General features: G+C 69.4%; 14 protein-coding genes and 1 pseudogene. 2 read left to right on the top strand and 13 right to left on the bottom strand.

The features are described 5' to 3' along the window. Window positions 1-4: 4 nt before the first annotated feature. On the bottom strand, window positions 5-715 hold the full coding sequence (locus tag OKJ99_RS03625) for an MBL fold metallo-hydrolase (RefSeq protein ID WP_326014257.1): 711 nt from the start codon (window positions 713-715) through the stop codon (window positions 5-7). Window positions 716-857: 142 nt separating this feature from the next. On the opposite strand from OKJ99_RS03625, the gene OKJ99_RS03630 reads away from it, so the two are divergent. Beyond that, the gene (locus OKJ99_RS03630; RefSeq protein WP_326014258.1) at window positions 858-1,637 is read left to right on the top strand and encodes a peptidylprolyl isomerase; all 780 of its coding nucleotides are present in this window, start codon (window positions 858-860) and stop codon (window positions 1,635-1,637) included. A 202-nt stretch (window positions 1,638-1,839) separates the two neighbouring features. After that, window positions 1,840-3,072: a DUF349 domain-containing protein gene (locus tag OKJ99_RS03635; protein ID WP_326014259.1), complete on the top strand. Its 1,233-nt coding sequence runs from the start codon at window positions 1,840-1,842 to the stop codon at window positions 3,070-3,072. A 63-nt stretch (window positions 3,073-3,135) separates the two neighbouring features. Here OKJ99_RS03635 and OKJ99_RS03640 read toward each other — a convergent pair whose 3' ends face one another. From OKJ99_RS03640 to OKJ99_RS03695, 12 genes and pseudogenes are all read right to left on the bottom strand, one after another. After that, window positions 3,136-5,661, bottom strand: coding sequence for a RelA/SpoT family protein (locus OKJ99_RS03640; protein ID WP_326014260.1), 2,526 nt, complete (start codon window positions 5,659-5,661; stop codon window positions 3,136-3,138). Between the two features lie 170 nt (window positions 5,662-5,831). Next, window positions 5,832-6,371 carry an adenine phosphoribosyltransferase gene (locus OKJ99_RS03645; RefSeq protein ID WP_326014261.1) on the bottom strand — a complete coding sequence of 180 codons (540 nt, stop codon included), beginning with the start codon at window positions 6,369-6,371 and terminating at the stop codon, window positions 5,832-5,834. A 155-nt stretch (window positions 6,372-6,526) separates the two neighbouring features. Then, window positions 6,527-7,663: a protein translocase subunit SecF gene (gene secF / locus OKJ99_RS03650; RefSeq protein WP_326014262.1), complete on the bottom strand. Its 1,137-nt coding sequence runs from the start codon at window positions 7,661-7,663 to the stop codon at window positions 6,527-6,529. Between the two features lies 1 nt (window position 7,664). Next, window positions 7,665-9,420, bottom strand: a pseudogene (secD, locus tag OKJ99_RS03655) (protein translocase subunit SecD). Between the two features lie 140 nt (window positions 9,421-9,560). Continuing rightward, the gene (gene yajC / locus OKJ99_RS03660; RefSeq protein ID WP_326014263.1) at window positions 9,561-10,073 is read right to left on the bottom strand and encodes a preprotein translocase subunit YajC; all 513 of its coding nucleotides are present in this window, start codon (window positions 10,071-10,073) and stop codon (window positions 9,561-9,563) included. A gap of 164 nt (window positions 10,074-10,237) precedes the next feature. Further along, the gene (ruvB, locus tag OKJ99_RS03665; RefSeq protein WP_326014264.1) at window positions 10,238-11,317 is read right to left on the bottom strand and encodes a Holliday junction branch migration DNA helicase RuvB; all 1,080 of its coding nucleotides are present in this window, start codon (window positions 11,315-11,317) and stop codon (window positions 10,238-10,240) included. A 47-nt stretch (window positions 11,318-11,364) separates the two neighbouring features. Then, window positions 11,365-11,976 carry a Holliday junction branch migration protein RuvA gene (ruvA, locus tag OKJ99_RS03670; protein WP_326014265.1) on the bottom strand — a complete coding sequence of 204 codons (612 nt, stop codon included), beginning with the start codon at window positions 11,974-11,976 and terminating at the stop codon, window positions 11,365-11,367. Continuing rightward, window positions 11,973-12,575, bottom strand: a complete 603-nt coding sequence (ruvC, locus tag OKJ99_RS03675) for a crossover junction endodeoxyribonuclease RuvC (RefSeq protein WP_326014266.1) — start codon at window positions 12,573-12,575, stop codon at window positions 11,973-11,975. The genes ruvA and ruvC overlap by 4 nt, the downstream gene beginning before the upstream one ends. 105 nt (window positions 12,576-12,680) lie before the next feature. Continuing rightward, on the bottom strand, window positions 12,681-13,433 hold the full coding sequence (locus OKJ99_RS03680; RefSeq protein ID WP_326014267.1) for a YebC/PmpR family DNA-binding transcriptional regulator: 753 nt from the start codon (window positions 13,431-13,433) through the stop codon (window positions 12,681-12,683). Between the two features lie 45 nt (window positions 13,434-13,478). Next, window positions 13,479-14,084: a pyridoxal 5'-phosphate synthase glutaminase subunit PdxT gene (gene pdxT / locus OKJ99_RS03685; protein WP_326014268.1), complete on the bottom strand. Its 606-nt coding sequence runs from the start codon at window positions 14,082-14,084 to the stop codon at window positions 13,479-13,481. Next, entirely contained in the window at window positions 14,084-14,983 is a 900-nt protein-coding gene (pdxS, locus tag OKJ99_RS03690; protein WP_407700639.1) for a pyridoxal 5'-phosphate synthase lyase subunit PdxS, read from the bottom strand. Before pdxS ends, pdxT begins: the two co-directional genes overlap by 1 nt. Window positions 14,984-15,091: 108 nt before the next feature. Beyond that, a complete protein-coding gene (locus OKJ99_RS03695; protein WP_326014269.1) occupies window positions 15,092-15,637 on the bottom strand; it encodes a LemA family protein in 546 nt (181 codons plus the stop codon). Window positions 15,638-15,656: the final 19 nt, after the last annotated feature.

Genomic DNA, 15,656 nt, shown 5'->3' on the forward strand with positions numbered 1-15,656 from the left:
CTCGTCACATTCCTCGTCGGGGAGCCTCGGTGGAGGGTCCCTGGCCGGCGGCCACCTGCCGCAGATACGGGTTGGTGGCGCGCTCCTGGCCGATGGTCGTCTGGGAGCCGTGTCCGGACAGCACCACGGTCGAGTCGTCGAGCGGCAGGCACACACGGCCCAGCGATTCGAGCATGTCGTCCATGGAGCCACCGGGAAGGTCGGTGCGTCCGATGGAGCCGGCGAAGAGCAGATCGCCCGAGAAGAAGACGGACGGGATGTCCGCCGCCTCGGGCATCTGGAAGGTCACCGACCCCTTGGTATGGCCCGGCGCGTGCGCGACGCCGAAGTCGAGCCCGGCGAGCTTCAGCTGCGCGCCGTCGGACAGCTCCCGCACGTCGTCCGGCTCCCCCACGGACAGCTCGCCCATCAACGGCATGCCGATGGAGCGGCCGATGCCCTTCTCCGGATCGCTCATCATGTAGCGGTCGTCGGGGTGGATCCAGGCCGGGACGTCGTGCGCCCCGCAGACCGGGACGACCGAGGCGACATGGTCGATGTGCCCGTGCGTGAGGACGACCGCCACCGGCTTGAGGCGGTGCTTCTTGAGCGCTTCCTCGACTCCTTGAGCGGCCTGGTGGCCGGGGTCGATGATCACGCACTCCTCACCCGCGGCAGGGGCAACCAGATAACAGTTGGTGCCCCAGGCTCCGGCGGGGAACCCGGCAATCAGCACGTTCGTCCTTCGTATGTCGTCGAAACGGAATGCGGCGGATCAGAGCCTACCGGCGCGGCCGATTCCACAGCGAACCCATATACGGTACGGGGCACTATCAGGGGCCCGAAGAAGGTCACGAGACGTACGAGGAGAAGACCCGGTGGTCAGCAAGGATCAGCGGCAGCGTCAGCTCGCCCGGGAGAAGTTCCTGCGCCAGCAGCAGCGGCGCGAGTCCGCTCGACGCAAGGCGCGCACCCGCAACACCGTGATCGCATCCGTGCTCGCGGTGGCCGTCCTCGGCACGGGCGGCGCATACGCCGCCGGGGCCTTCAGCGGTGACGGCAAGAAGGACACCTCCGACGCGGCGGCGAGCCCGTCCGCCTCGCCGAGCAAGAAGGCGTCGGAGCCCAAGATGGCGATCGACAAGAAGGCCACGTACGACATGGCCTTCAAGACGAGTGCCGGTGACATCACGGTCGCCATGGACGCGGCGAAGACCCCGCACACCGTGAACTCGTTCAAGCACCTCGCGGACAAGGGCTTCTTCGACGGGACGAAGTGCCACCGCCTCACCACCAAGGGCATCTACGTCCTGCAGTGCGGCGACCCCGAGGGCACCGGCGCGGGCGGCCCCGGCTACACGATCCCCGACGAGGGTCTGGACGGGCTCGGCAAGCCGGCCAAGGACGGCTCGGTGACCTACAAGGCGGGCACGGTCGCGATGGCCAACACGGGGCAGCCGGACTCCGGCGGCAGCCAGTTCTTCCTTGTCTACAAGGACAGCAAGCTGACGCCTACGTACACGCCCGTCGGCACGATGGACGCCAAGGGCCTCAAGGTCGTCAAGGATGTCGCCGCGAAGGGCGTCACCGGCGGCTCGGAGGACGGGGCGCCCAAGGAGGCCGTCAAGGTGAGCAAGGCGACGGTCACCAAGAAGTGAGGCCACAGGGCCGCCCCACGCGCGCGTAGGCACGGAATTGAGCCGCGCTGAGTGCGGACAGTGGGGTGGCCGGTCGCCTAGATTGGCTTCGTGCGGCGCGGATTCGAGCCGCGTTGTGGAGGGCGGGCCGGGCCCGCCGGGAAACTGTGGACGATGCCCAGGGGCGAGACACCCCGCGCAGGCATCATGTGGAGGAGGCGCTGTGAGCAGCGACCCGTGGGGCCGCGTCGACGAGACGGGGACCGTGTACGTGCGTTCGGCCGACGGCAGCGAGCGAGAGGTCGGTTCGTGGAAGGCGGGGTCTCCTGACGAGGCCCTGGCCTACTTCAAGCGCAAGTACGACGGCCTGGTCGTCGAGATCGGGCTCCTCGAACGCCGGGTGAAGACGACCGACCTGTCGGCCAAGGACGCCATGACGGCGATCGAGCACCTGCGTGAGCAGGTCACGGACGCCCACGCGATCGGCGACCTGGAAGCGCTCGGCAAGCGGCTCGACAAGCTGGTGGAGAGCGTCGAGGCGCGCCGCGAGGAGCGCAAGGTCCAGAAGGCCAAGCAGTCCGACGAGGCGCGGCACTCCAAGGAGGCGCTGGTCGTCGAGGCGGAGGAGCTGGCCCAGTCCGAGCAGTGGCGGGCGGCCGGCGAGCGGCTGCGCGCGCTGGTGGACACCTGGAAGGGCCTGCCGCGCCTGGACCGCAAGTCGGACGACGAGCTGTGGCACCGCTTCTCGCACGCCCGCTCGGCGTTCTCCAAGCGCCGCAAGGCGCACTTCGCCTCGCTGGACGCGCAGCGCGAGGAGGCCCGCAAGACCAAGGAGAAGCTGGTCGCGGAGGCCGAGTCGCTGTCGAACTCGACGGACTGGGGCGCCACGGCGGCCCGTTACCGCGACCTGATGACGGACTGGAAGGCCGCGGGCCGCGCGCAGCGCGAGCACGAGGACGACCTGTGGAACCGCTTCCGCGGCGCCCAGGACGTCTTCTTCGCGGCCCGCAGCGCGGTGTTCGCCGAGCGCGACGCCGAGCAGGGCGAGAACCTCAAGCTCAAGGAGGTGCTCGCCGACGAGGCCGAGAAGCTGCTGCCGATCGGGGACCTGAAGTCGGCACGCGCCGCGTTCCGTTCGATCAACGAGCGGTGGGAGGCCATCGGTCACGTCCCGCGGGACGCCCGCCCGAAGGTCGAGGGCCGGATGCACACCGTGGAGCGCGCCATCCAGGAGTCCGAGGAAGCCGAGTGGCGCCGCACGAACCCGGAGGCACGCGCGCGTGCGGAGGGCCTCACCGGCCAGCTGCAGGCGGCGGTCGACAAGCTGAGCGGTCAGGTCGAGCAGGCGCGCACGCAGGGCAACAACGCGAAGGCGGACAAGCTCCAGAGGGAACTGGACGGCCGTCAGGCGCTGTTGGACCAGGCGGTGAAGGGGCTGCACGAGTTCGGAGGGTGACGGACTCTCCTACGTAGAGGGGCCCCGGCACTTGGTGCCGGGGCCCCTCTACGTAGTTGATGACTATGGCCGTCGCGCCGACGTCACCCGGTACACGTCGTACACGCCCTCGACCCCGCGTACCGCCTTCAGGACGTGGCCCAGGTGCTTCGGGTCGCCCATCTCGAACGTGAAGCGGGAGGTGGCCACCCGGTCGCGGGACGTCTGTACCGCCGCGGACAGGATGTTCACGTGCTGGTCCGACAGGACCCGGGTCACGTCGGACAGGAGCCGCGAGCGGTCCAGCGCCTCGACCTGTATGGCGACCAGGAAGACGGACGACTGGGTGGGCGCCCACTCGACCTCGAGGATGCGCTCCGGCTCGCGGGACAGCGAGTCGACGTTGACGCAGTCGCTGCGGTGAACCGATACGCCACTGCCGCGCGTGACGAAGCCGATGATCGGGTCGCCGGGCACCGGCGTGCAGCAGCGCGCCAGCTTCACCCAGACGTCGTCGACGCCCTTGACCACCACGCCCGGGTCCGCGTTCGAACGGCGCTTGGAGCGGCCGCGCGAGGGCGGTGCGCTCTCGGCGATGTCCTCGTTGGCGGCCTCCTCGCCGCCGAGCGCCTGCACGAGCTTCTGCACGACGGACTGCGCCGTGACATGGCCCTCGCCGATGGCGGCGTACAGGGACGAGATGTCCGGGTAGCGCATCTCGTGCGCGAGCGTCACGAGCGAGTCGCCCGTCAGGATCCGCTGGATCGGCAGGTTCTGCTTGCGCATGGCGCGCGCGATGGCGTCCTTGCCCTGCTCGATCGCCTCTTCGCGGCGCTCCTTGGAGAACCAGGCCCGGATCTTGTTCCGCGCACGCGGCGACTTCACGAAGCCCAGCCAGTCGCGGGACGGGCCCGCGCCCTGCGCCTTGGAGGTGAAGACCTCCACCAGGTCGCCGTTGTCCAGCGTCGATTCGAGCGGTACGAGCCGCCCGTTGACGCGTGCTCCTATGGTCCGGTGGCCGACCTCCGTGTGGACCGCGTACGAGAAGTCCACCGGTGTCGCCCCGGCCGGGAGCGCTATGACGTCGCCCTTCGGCGTGAACACGAAGACCTCGTTGCGCGACAGGTCGAAGCGCAGGGACTCCAGGAACTCGCCCGGGTCCTCGGTCTCCTTCTGCCAGTCGAGCAGCTGGCGCAGCCACGCCATGTCGTTGAGGTGGTCGTCCTTGCCGCCCTTGCCGGAGGACTTGGGCACGTCGGTGCGCACCTTGGAGGCGCCGGCGGACGGCTCCTGCTTGTACTTCCAGTGCGCGGCGATGCCGTACTCGGCGCGGCGGTGCATGTCGAACGTACGGATCTGGAGCTCGACGGGCTTGCCGCTGGGGCCGATCACCGTCGTGTGCAGCGACTGGTACATGTTGAACTTGGGCATCGCGATGTAGTCCTTGAACCGCCCCGGAACCGGGTTCCAGCGGGCGTGGACGGTGCCCAGTGCCGCGTAGCAGTCGCGGACCGTGTCGACGAGGACGCGGATGCCCACCAGGTCGTAGATCTCCGCGAAGTCACGGCCGCGGACGATCATCTTCTGGTAAACGCTGTAGTAGTGCTTCGGGCGGCCTGTGACGGTCGCCTTGATGCGGGCCGCGCGCAGGTCGGACTGCACCTCGTCGGTCACTATGGCCAGGTACTCGTCGCGCTTGGGCGCGCGCTCGGCCACGAGCCGCACGATCTCGTCGTACATCTTGGGGTAGAGGATCGCGAACGCGAGGTCCTCCAGCTCCCACTTGATGGTGTTCATGCCCAGGCGGTGCGCCAGCGGAGCGTAGATCTCCAGCGTCTCGCGGGCCTTCTTCTCCTGCTTCTCGCGCTTGAGGTAGCGCATGGTGCGCATGTTGTGCAGGCGGTCGGCGAGCTTGATGACCAGGACGCGCGGGTCCTTGGCCATGGCGACGACCATCTTGCGCACGGTCTCGGCCTGCGCGGCCTCGCCGAACTTGACCTTGTCCAGCTTGGTGACGCCGTCGACGAGCAGGGCGACCTGGTCGCCGAAGTCGCGCTTGAGGGTGTCCAGGCCGTACTCGGTGTCCTCGACCGTGTCGTGGAGGAGCCCGGCCATGAGCGTCGCCGGGTCCATGCCGAGCTCGGCGAGGATCGTCGTCACCGCGAGCGGGTGCGTGATGTACGGGTCGCCGCTCTTGCGCTTCTGACCGCGGTGCCAGCGCTCGGCGACCTGGTAGGCGCGCTCGACCTGGCGCAGCGTGGACGTCTCGATCTTCGGGTCGTTGCTGCGCACTATCCGCAGCAGCGGCTCCAGGACCGGGTTGTACGGGTTCGAGCGCTGCACGCCGAGGCGGGCCAGGCGGGCTCGGACGCGGTTGGAGGAGCCGGAGCGCGAGGCCGGCTGGTTCGTGGCCGCGCGGATCGCCGGCGGGGGTGTGGGGCGCGGCTGGTTGGTCGGGGGCTTGGTGCGCGGCTGCTCGGCCGCCGTGCCGCTCGGCGGCGCAGGCCTCGCCGGCTTCGCGTCCTTCTCGGGCGTGCCGGAAGGAGCCGCGGCGCGAGTGGCCTGTTCGTCATGCGTGGCGGCGGAGAGTGGCTTGGCCTCGTCTGGCAACGGCGCTCCTCGTGCGCGACGGGTCCCCCGTTCAGGTCCCGGAGAGCCCATGGTATCGATCCGGCGTCCTCGGCTCGCCCTGGGCTGCTGGGACGCCTTCGTACTGGTGAAACACCAGAGGCGGGCACCGGATTCCTCCGGGCCCGCCGCCGAGGCTGTGAACTGCGGTTTTATACCACAAGCAGGGCGTCGAGCGGCGCGCCCTGGAGGGCGGATTCCAGTCGTCCTCGGCCCGGCAGAAAACCCAGCTCCATGAGGACGGCGCAGCCCGCGACCTCTGCGCCCGCACGGCGGATCAGGTGCACCGCGGCCTCGGCGGTGCCGCCGGTGGCCAACACGTCGTCGATCACCATGACGCGGTCGTCGGCGCCGAGGTCCTCGGCGTGCACCTCGATCTCGGCGGAGCCGTACTCCAGGTCGTACGACTGCGTGAGCGTCGCACCGGGGAGCTTGCCCGCCTTGCGTACGGGGATGAAGCCGAGGCCCGCACGGATCGCGACGGGGGCGCCCAGGATGAAGCCGCGCGCCTCCAGGCCGACGATCTTCGTGGCGCCGTTACGGACGCAGAGCTCCGCGAGCGTGTCGGTGAGGGCCGTGAAGGCCGCCGGGTCCGCGAGCAGCGGGGTGATGTCCTTGAAAAGGACGCCGGGCTCCGGATAGTCCTGCACATCGCGGATGCGGCTGAGGAGCAGCTCCTTGATGTCGGTCATTTCTGCACCTCAGCGAGTATATGAAGAGTTTTTCCGGGAGATTCGACCGCTTTGCGGCGACCGCCAACCCTAGCAGTCGCCGCTGTCGACGAACGCCAAGGGCGCCAGGGCCCCGAAGGCTCCTGGCGCCCTTGTGGCGACGGTGAAGGACTGGCTCAGCGGCGCTTGCCCGAGGGGCGGCCGCGGCCGCGGTTACGGGCCGGCTGGTTGCGCGGTCCCGAAGCAGCGGAACCGGCGCCCGCGGGGGCGGCGTCCTCCGGCTCGGCCTCCGTGCCCGGCGAGCCGTCGGCCTGGTGGCCCACGACGGCCTCATCGGCCTTCGCCGAGGCGGCGGCCCGCTTGGCGAGCACCCGCTTCTTGAGCGCCTTCATCTTCGGGTCGCGCTCCTTGAGGTCGGCGACCAGCGGAGTGGCGATGAAGATCGACGAGTACGCACCGGCGGCGAGGCCCACGAAGAGCGACAGCGAGATGTCGTTCAGCATGCCCGCGCCGAGGAAGCCGCCGCCGATGAACAGCAGGCCGCCGACCGGGAGGAGCGCCACGATCGTGGTGTTGATCGAGCGGACCAGGGTGCTGTTGATCGACCGGTTGGCGACCTCGCTGTACGTGAAGCGGGTCTGCTTCTCCAGGCCCTTCGTCTGTTCCTTGAGGGAGTCGAAGACGACGACCGTGTCGTAGAGCGAATAACCAAGGATCGTCAACAGACCGATCACCGTGCCCTGGGTGACCTCGAAGCCCACCAGCGCGTAGATCCCGACCGTGATCGTGATGTCGTGGATGAGCGCGACGAGTGCCGCGAGCGCCATCCGCCACTCGAAGGCGATCGCCAGATAGATCACGACGAGGACCATGAAGATGGCCAGGCCCTGCCATGCTTTGTTGGCGATCGAGGCGCCCCAACTGGGGCCCACCAGGTCGGCGTTGATGTCGTCGGCCTTGATGTCCATGTCCTTGGACAGCTCGGCCTTGATCTGGTCCGACTTGGCGGTGTCGACGCCCGCGACCTGGATGCGCAGACCGCCCGAGCCGAGCTCCTGCACCACGGCCGGGTGGCCCGAGGCCTCCGCCGCGTACTCCTCGGCCTTCTGGGCCGAGACGCTGGTCTTGGGCGTCGTGAAGATCGCGCCGCCCTCGAACTCGATGCCCATGTTCAGGCCGCGCACCGTCAGGCCGAGGATGGCCGCGATGGTGATCAGGATCGAGACGCCGTACCAGATCTTGCGCTTCCCGATGAAGTCGTACCCGACATCACCGCGATACAGCTTGGCGCCGAGATTGCCCAGCTTCGACATCTCACGCCTCCTTCGGGTCGACAGGGCGGGTGGCGCGGCGGGTGCGACGCAGCGGAGGCTGCACGCCGAGGCGCTTCGGGTCGAGGCCGGACCACTTGTGCCCGCCGGTGAAGAACTTGGTGCGGGCCAGGGCCGTCATCAGCGGCTTGGTGAAGAGGAAGACCACGACGACGTCGAGCAGGGTGGTCAGGCCGAGCGTGAACGCGAAGCCCTGCACCTTGCCGACGGTCACGATGTAGAGCACCGCGGCCGCGAGGAACGACACGAAGTCCGAGACCAGGATGGTGCGTCGGGCCCGCGGCCAGGCGCGCTCCACCGCGGGGCGCACGGTGCGTCCCTCTCTGATCTCGTCCCGGATTCGCTCGAAGTACACGATGAACGAGTCCGCGGTGATACCGATCGCCACGATGGCACCACAGACGGCCGGCAGGTTCAGCGCGAAGCCGATGGCCGGGCCGAGCAGCGTCATCAGGGTGTACGTGAGGATGCCGGAGGTGAGCAGCGAGGCGAGGGCGACGATCGACAGGCCCCGGTAGTAGACCACCAGGTAGATGATGACCAGCGCGAGGCCGATGGCGCCCGCGATCAGGCCGGCGTTGAGCTGCTCACCGCCGAGCGCGGCGGTCACCGAGGTGACGCTCTGCTCGTGGAAGGTCAGCGGCAGGGCGCCGTAGGACAGCACGTTCGCGAGGTCCTGGGCGGACTCCTGGGTGAAGGAGCCGGAGATCTCGGCGTTCTGGCTCAGGGTGGAGCTGACGCTGGGGGCGGAGACCACGTCGCCGTCGAGCACGATGGCGAACTGGTTCATCGGCGACTGCTGGCTCTTGAGCTTGCTGGTCGTCGCGGCGAACTTCTTCGATCCGGAAGCCCGTGAACTCCATGTTCACGACCCACTGGCCGTTCTGCTGGTTGATGGTCGCCTGGGACTTCTTGACGTCCTTGCCGCCCACCTCGGACGGGCCGAGAACGTACTTCTGCCACTGGCCCTGGCTCTGCCCGCAGGCAATGATCGGGTCGGAGGACTTCGCGCCCTCGTTGATCTTTGTGCGGGCGGCCTTGTCCGTGCAGTCGAGCTGCATGAACTTCTTCTGCAGCGCGGCGGTCGCCGGGTCCGTGCTGGCGCTCGGGGTCGCCTGGGCGTCGTCGCCGGTCTTCGCGGAGGCGCTCGGCGTCGCGTCGGCCTTGAGGCTGTCGGTGACGGCGCGGCCCTGCGTCGTGGCGCTCGGGGACGGCTTGGCCGTCGACGTGTCGGTCGCCTTGTCCGAGCCGGTGGTCTTGTCGGTCGCCTTGCCGCCGGTCGAGGCGCTCGGGGACGGGGTGGCCGACTTGTCACCCTTGCCGGCCGGCTGGCCGGAGGTCATCGTGAGCACCGGACGGAAGTAGAGCTGCGCGGTCGTACCGACCTGCTCGCGAGCCTGCTTCTCGTTCGTCCCTCGCGGGATGTTGACGATGATGTTGCTCTTGCCCTGCGTCTGGACCTCGGCCTCGGAGACACCCATGCCGTTGACACGGCGGTTGATGATGTCCGCCGCCGTGTCCATGTTGGTCTTGTTGATCGCGTTGGGCTTGCCCGGCTCGTTCTTGGCCTCCAGCGTGATGCTGGTGCCGCCCGCGAGGTCGATACCAAGGCGCGGGGTGAACGTGCCGGAGGCGAACATCCCCCCGACGAGCGCGACCATGATGATCACGATCAGGCCCAGGGCGCGCCCGGGCTTCGACTGGGCACCTGCCCCTCGGCTGTTCTTAGGTGTGGCCACCTTCTCGTACTCCCTCTCCATCCGCCCGGCATCGGGGTTGGGTGCCCAGGCGGCCATGAAATGGTCGAGAGTCCGCGCGGGTCACGCACGAACAGGAACCGCGGGGCACATCGAGCGGACGCCCCACGGTTCCGGCCGTACTACTTCGCGTCGGACTCGCCGTCGGTCTTCTTCGCCTCGGCGTCGTCGGCCTTGGAAGCCTTCTCGGCCTTCTCGGCCTCGGCAGCCTCGGCGTCCTCGGCAGGCTCGTCCTTCTTGCCGAGGTCGATGCGCGAGTCGTCAGCGGCGGCGGTCTCGTCGGTCTCGGTGAGGGAAGAGGCGTCGTCGGGCACGACGGCGTCGTTGGTCAGTTCGTCATCATCAACGACTTCCTCGCCGTGAACGATGCGGTTGTACTCGTCATCGGTGAGCACGGCGCCGATGGCGTTCTTCGCGAACATGAGGTGGACCCCGGGGCCGGCGTCGAGGAGCACGGCGTCGTCGTGGACCTCCTTGACCGTGCCGTACATGCCCCCGATCGTGCGGACGCCGGAGCCGGGCTGCATCTCATTGCGCATGTCCGCGGCTTGCTTCTGCTTCTTCTTGGCAGACCGGGTCATCAGGAACATGGCCCCGATGAGCACAATGAACGGGAGGAGGGTCACAGGACTCACGGGTAGGAACTTCCTTCATTCGGCCGCGACGAAGAGCAGCCGTATCGATGATGGGGTATTGCGCCGTCGTAAAGGCGACGTCGGCGGAGTCTAAGCGAGTCCGCACTGTGGGAACAACGCTCAGCGTGGCACCGGGGTTCCAGCTCCCGCGAGTACGCGCGCCGTCATGCCCCGAAGAGGTCAGGTTGTCCGCCTGCCCCAGGTCTCCCTTGGGGTGCGGTGAGTCCCAGGTGGGCCCACGCGGCGGGAGTCGCCACACGTCCCCTGGGGGTGCGCGCCAGGAGTCCCTCCCTGACGAGGAAGGGCTCGGCGACCTCTTCCACCGTCTCACGCTCCTCCCCCACGGCGACGGCCAGTGTCGAAAGTCCCACAGGCCCACCGCTGAACAGCTTGAGCAGGGCTTCGAGCACGGCGCGGTCCAGGCGGTCGAGGCCGCGACCGTCCACTTCGTAGACGCCGAGCGCGACGGACGCGATGTCCCTGTTGATCTGTCCGTCGGCCTTGACCTGCGCATAGTCACGGACGCGGCGCAGCAGGCGGTTGGCGATGCGGGGGGTGCCGCGGGCGCGCCCGGCGATCTCGGCGGCACCCGCCGTGTCGATCTCCACATCGAGGAGGCTCGCCGAGCGGTGGATCACCCGCTCGAGCTCGGGGGGCCCGTAGAACTCCATGTGCGCGGTGAAGCCGAAGCGGTCGCGCAGCGGCGGCGGCAGCAGCCCCGCGCGCGTGGTCGCGCCGACGAGGGTGAAGGGCGGCAGCTCCAGCGGGATGGCGGTGGCGCCGGGGCCCTTGCCGACGATGACGTCGACCCGGAAGTCCTCCATCGCCATGTAGAGCATCTCCTCGGCTGGCCGCGACATCCGGTGGATCTCGTCGAGGAAGAGGACCTCGCCCTCCTGGAGCGAGGAGAGGATCGCCGCGAGGTCGCCCGCGTGCTGGATCGCGGGGCCGGAGGTGATCCGGATCGGGGCGCCCATCTCGGCCGCGATGATCATGGAGAGGGTGGTCTTGCCGAGGCCGGGGGCGCCGGAGAGCAGGACGTGGTCGGCGGTGGCCCCGCGCACGCGGGCGGCGCGCAGGACCAGGTCGAGCTGCTCCCTGACCCTCTCCTGACCGATGAACTCACCCAGGTCCTTGGGACGCAGGGCCGCCTCTACGGCCTGGTCCTCATGGTCGGCGGACGCACCAACGAGCCGGTCGGCCTGCGGCGTCGCGGCGTCTTCGGTGGTCTCGTCCCAGTTCATGTGTGGTGCCTCGCGTTACGGGTGGGTGCGGGTGGTGGGGCGGTCGGCTAGCGGGTGCGGTTGAGGGTCTGCAGGGCCGCCTTCAGGAGCCGGCCCACCTGCGGCGTGCCGTCCGTGGCCTCGGCCTGCGGGGCGACCGCGTCGACCGCCTCGTCGGCCTCGCGGGTGGCGTAGCCGAGGCCGATCAGTGCGGCGTGCAACTGCTCGCGCCAGCCGCTGGTGACGGCCGTACCGATGGCCGGGCCGCCCGTGCCGAGCGGCTCGCCGAGCCGGTCCTTCAGTTCGAGGAGCAGCTTCTGGGCGCCTTTCTTACCGATGCCGGGGACGGCCGTGAGCGACTTCTCGTCACCCGTGGAGACCGCTCTGCGCAGCGCGTCCGGGCTGTGCACGGCGAGCATCGCCTGCGCCAGGCGCGGGCCGACGCCGCTCGCCGTCTGCAGCAGCTCGAACGTCTGCTTCTCGTCGTCGTCCACGAAGCCGTACAGGGTGAGCGAGTCCTCGCGCACGACGAGGGAGGTGGCGAGCTTGGCCTGCTGGCCGATACGCAGCGTGGACAGCGTGTTCGGCGTGCACTGGAGGGCCATGCCGACACCGCCCACCTCGACCACCGCGGCGTCGGGGGCGAGGGCGGCGACGGGGCCGCTGACGAAGGCGATCATGCGGTACGGCCTTTCGGTGCGTTCGATGCGTGCGATGCGTTCGGTGCGTGGGAAGCGCGGGTGGCTTGGGAGGTCCTGGACGCCTGGGCCGCGTGCTGTGCCACGGCCTGCTGCAGTCGGTTCTGCGCGGGGGCGCGCCAGATGTGGCAGATGGCGAGGGCGAGCGCATCGGCCGCGTCGGCCGGCTTGGGCGGCGCGTCGAGCCTCAGCAGGCGCGTCACCATGGCGCCCACCTGCGCCTTGTCCGCGCGGCCCGTGCCGGTGACGGCGGCCTTGACCTCGCTGGGCGTGTGCAGCGCCACGGGGATGCCGCGGCGCGAGGCGCACAGCATGGCGACGGCGCTGGCCTGGGCGGTGCCCATCACCGTACTGACGTTGTGCTGGCTGAACACCCGCTCCACGGCGAGGACTTCGGGCCTGTGCTCGTCGAGCCACTGCTCGATGCCCTGCTCGATGGCGACGAGGCGGTGCCCCAACTCGGCGTCCGCGGGCGTCCGGACGACCCCGACGCCGCGCATCGTCAGCGGCCGTCCCGCGATCCCCTCGACCACGCCGACACCGCACCGGGTGAGACCCGGGTCCACCCCGAGAACGCGCACGACTGCCCCCAACCTTCGATCGCCTGTTTGTGCAGGCTATCGGGTGCCACTGACAAAGCGGCGGGCCGACGGGGTGTGTCCCATCGGCCCGCCGCTGATGTCACGTCAGGCGTCGACCTTCTCCATGACCTCGTCGGAGACGTCGAAGTTGGCGAAGACGTTCTGCACGTCGTCGCTGTCCTCGAGCGCGTCGATGAGCTTGAAGATCTTGCGCGCGCCCTCCTCGTCCAGCTCGACCTGCATGGTCGGGACGAAGTTGGCGTCCGCCGAGTCGTAGTCGATCCCGGCCTCCTGGAGCGCGGTGCGGACCGCGACCAGGTCGGTGGCCTCGGAGAGCACCTCGAAGGACTCACCCAGGTCGTTGACCTCCTCGGCGCCCGCGTCGAGCACGGCACCCAGGACGTCGTCCTCGGACAGCTCGCCCTTGGGGACGACCACGACGCCCTTGCGGTTGAAGAGGTACGAGACCGAACCGGGGTCGGCCATGTTGCCGCCGTTGCGGGTCATGGCGACACGGACGTCGGAGGCGGCACGGTTGCGGTTGTCGGTGAGGCACTCGATGAGCACCGCGACACCGTTCGGGCCGTAGCCCTCGTACATGATCGTCTCGTAGTCGGCGCCGCCGGCCTCGAGGCCGCCGCCGCGCTTGACCGCGGAGTCGATGTTCTTGTTCGGGACCGAGCTCTTCTTGGCCTTCTGGATGGCGTCGACGAGCGTCGGGTTTCCATCGGGGTCGATGCCGCCGGAGCGCGCCGCAACCTCGATGTTCTTGATCAGCTTCGCGAAGAGCTTGCCGCGCTTGGCGTCGACCACGGCCTTCTTGTGCTTCGTCGTAGCCCATTTAGAGTGGCCGGACATCTGCCTGTCTCCTTCGCGTAACCAACTTTACGAACGCCAGAGATCCTACAAGGAACCCGAAGCGCCCCTCGCCCGCACCATATCCACGAACAGGGCGTGGATCCGGTGGTCCCCCGTGAGTTCCGGGTGGAAGGACGTCGCGAGGGCGTCGCCCTGGCGCACGGCCACGATGTGTCCCTCGTACTCGGCGAGCACCTCCACCTCGGCGCCCACGGACTCCACCCAGGGAGCCCGGATGAAGACGCCCTCGACAGGCTCGCCCTCGACGCCCCGGACGTCGACCGCCGCTTCGAAGGACTCGTTCTGCCGCCCGAAGGCGTTGCGCCGCACGATCATGTCGATGCCGCCGATGGTCTCCTGGCCCGAGCGCGGGTCGAGGATCTTGTCGGCGAGCATGATCAGGCCGGCGCACGTCCCGTAGACGGGCAGACCGTCACGCACGCGCGCGCGAAGGGGCTCCATCAGGCCGAAGAGGTGGGCCAGCTTCGAGATGGTGGTCGACTCGCCGCCGGGGATCACGAGGCCGTCGATCTCGGCCAGTTCTTCGGGGCGCCGCACGGGTCTGGCCACGGCGTCGGACGCGGCCAGGGCGACGAGGTGCTCCCGCACGTCGCCCTGGAGCGCGAGCACTCCGACCACGGGAGTGGTCATCACCAGCCCCGGTTCGCGTAGCGCTCGCCTTCGGGCAGCGTGTCGCAGTTGATGCCGACCATGGCCTCGCCGAGGTTGCGGGACGCCTCCGCGATGATCTTCGGGTCGTCGAAGAAGGTGGTGGCCTTCACGATGGCGGCGGCGCGCTTGGCCGGGTCGCCGGACTTGAAGATGCCCGAGCCGACGAAGACGCCCTCGGCGCCGAGCTGGCGCATCAGCGCCGCGTCGGCGGGGGTGGCGACGCCACCGGCGGAGAACAGCACGACCGGCAGCTTGCCGAGCTCGGCGACCTCCTTGACCAGCTCGTACGGGGCGCGCAGGTCCTTGGCGGCGGCGTACAGCTCGTTGTTGTCGAAGCCGCGCAGCTTGGCGATCTCGTGCTTGATCTGGCGCATGTGGCGGACGGCCTCGACGACGTTGCCGGTGCCGGCCTCACCCTTGGAGCGGATCATCGCGGCGCCCTCGGCGATGCGGCGCAGGGCCTCGCCCAGGTTGGTGGCGCCACAGACGAACGGGGTCGTGAAGGCGAACTTGTCGCTGTGGTTGACCTCGTCGGCCGGGGTGAGCACCTCGGACTCGTCGATGTAGTCGACGCCGAGGGACTGCAGCACCTGGGCCTCTACGAAGTGACCGATGCGGGACTTGGCCATCACCGGGATCGAGACGGCGCCGATGATGCCCTCGATCATGTCCGGGTCGGACATCCGGGCCACGCCGCCGTCCTTACGGATGTCGGCCGGAACCCGCTCCAGGGCCATCACGGCGACGGCGCCGGCGTCCTCGGCGATCTTCGCCTGCTCGGGCGTGACGACGTCCATGATGACGCCACCCTTGAGCTGCTCGGCCATGCCTCGCTTGACGCGGGCGGTGCCGGTGGCGGTGTTTTCAGAAGTGGACACGGGTGACCTCACTCGGTGAAGAAGGCTCTTTCAGCACTGAGGAAACCTCTGGGGAGCAGGCCACTACAAGGGCCAATGGGTAGCCGGTGGCTCCTTTTGGCCTGGGAACTAGTGGGTGGCCCGGTCGGCCAGCGCCGCCGGCGGCTCGTCGTCCATCTCGAAGGCCAGCGGGAACGGGGCGTGCCCGGCGAGCCGGAACCAGCGGACCGTGCGGTGGCGGCGCAGCGCGCGGGCCGCGCGCACGGCGTCGTTGTGGAAGCGGCGGGCCATGGGGACGCGGCGGACCGCCTGGGCGAGCTCCTCAGCGGCCTCGTCACCGCCGGGGGCCTCGCGGACCACCCCGACCTGGTCGGGCTCGCTGAAGATCGCCCTGAGCGCCTGGCTGAGCTCGCTCTCCGCGACCTCGCGCTGCTCCTCCTCGGCCTGGCGCGCGGCGTGTGCCGCCTCGTACAGCACGATCGACGCGGCCGGGTCGAGCACGCCCGACGTGGCCAGTTCCTGGGCGACCGAGGCGCGGCGCAGGAGTTGGGCGTCGAGGGCGGCGCGGGCCGCGTCGATTCGGGCGTGCAGGCGGTCGAGCCTTCCTGCGGTCCAGCTCAGATAGAGCCCGATCGCGAAGAGGGCTACGGCGATCCAGATGAGGGTGACGGTCACGGGCGGCAAGGCTACCGGG

The organism is Streptomyces endophyticus, assembly GCF_035798155.1.
In the GTDB taxonomy this organism is placed as follows: Bacteria; Actinomycetota; Actinomycetes; order Streptomycetales; family Streptomycetaceae; genus Streptomyces; species Streptomyces endophyticus.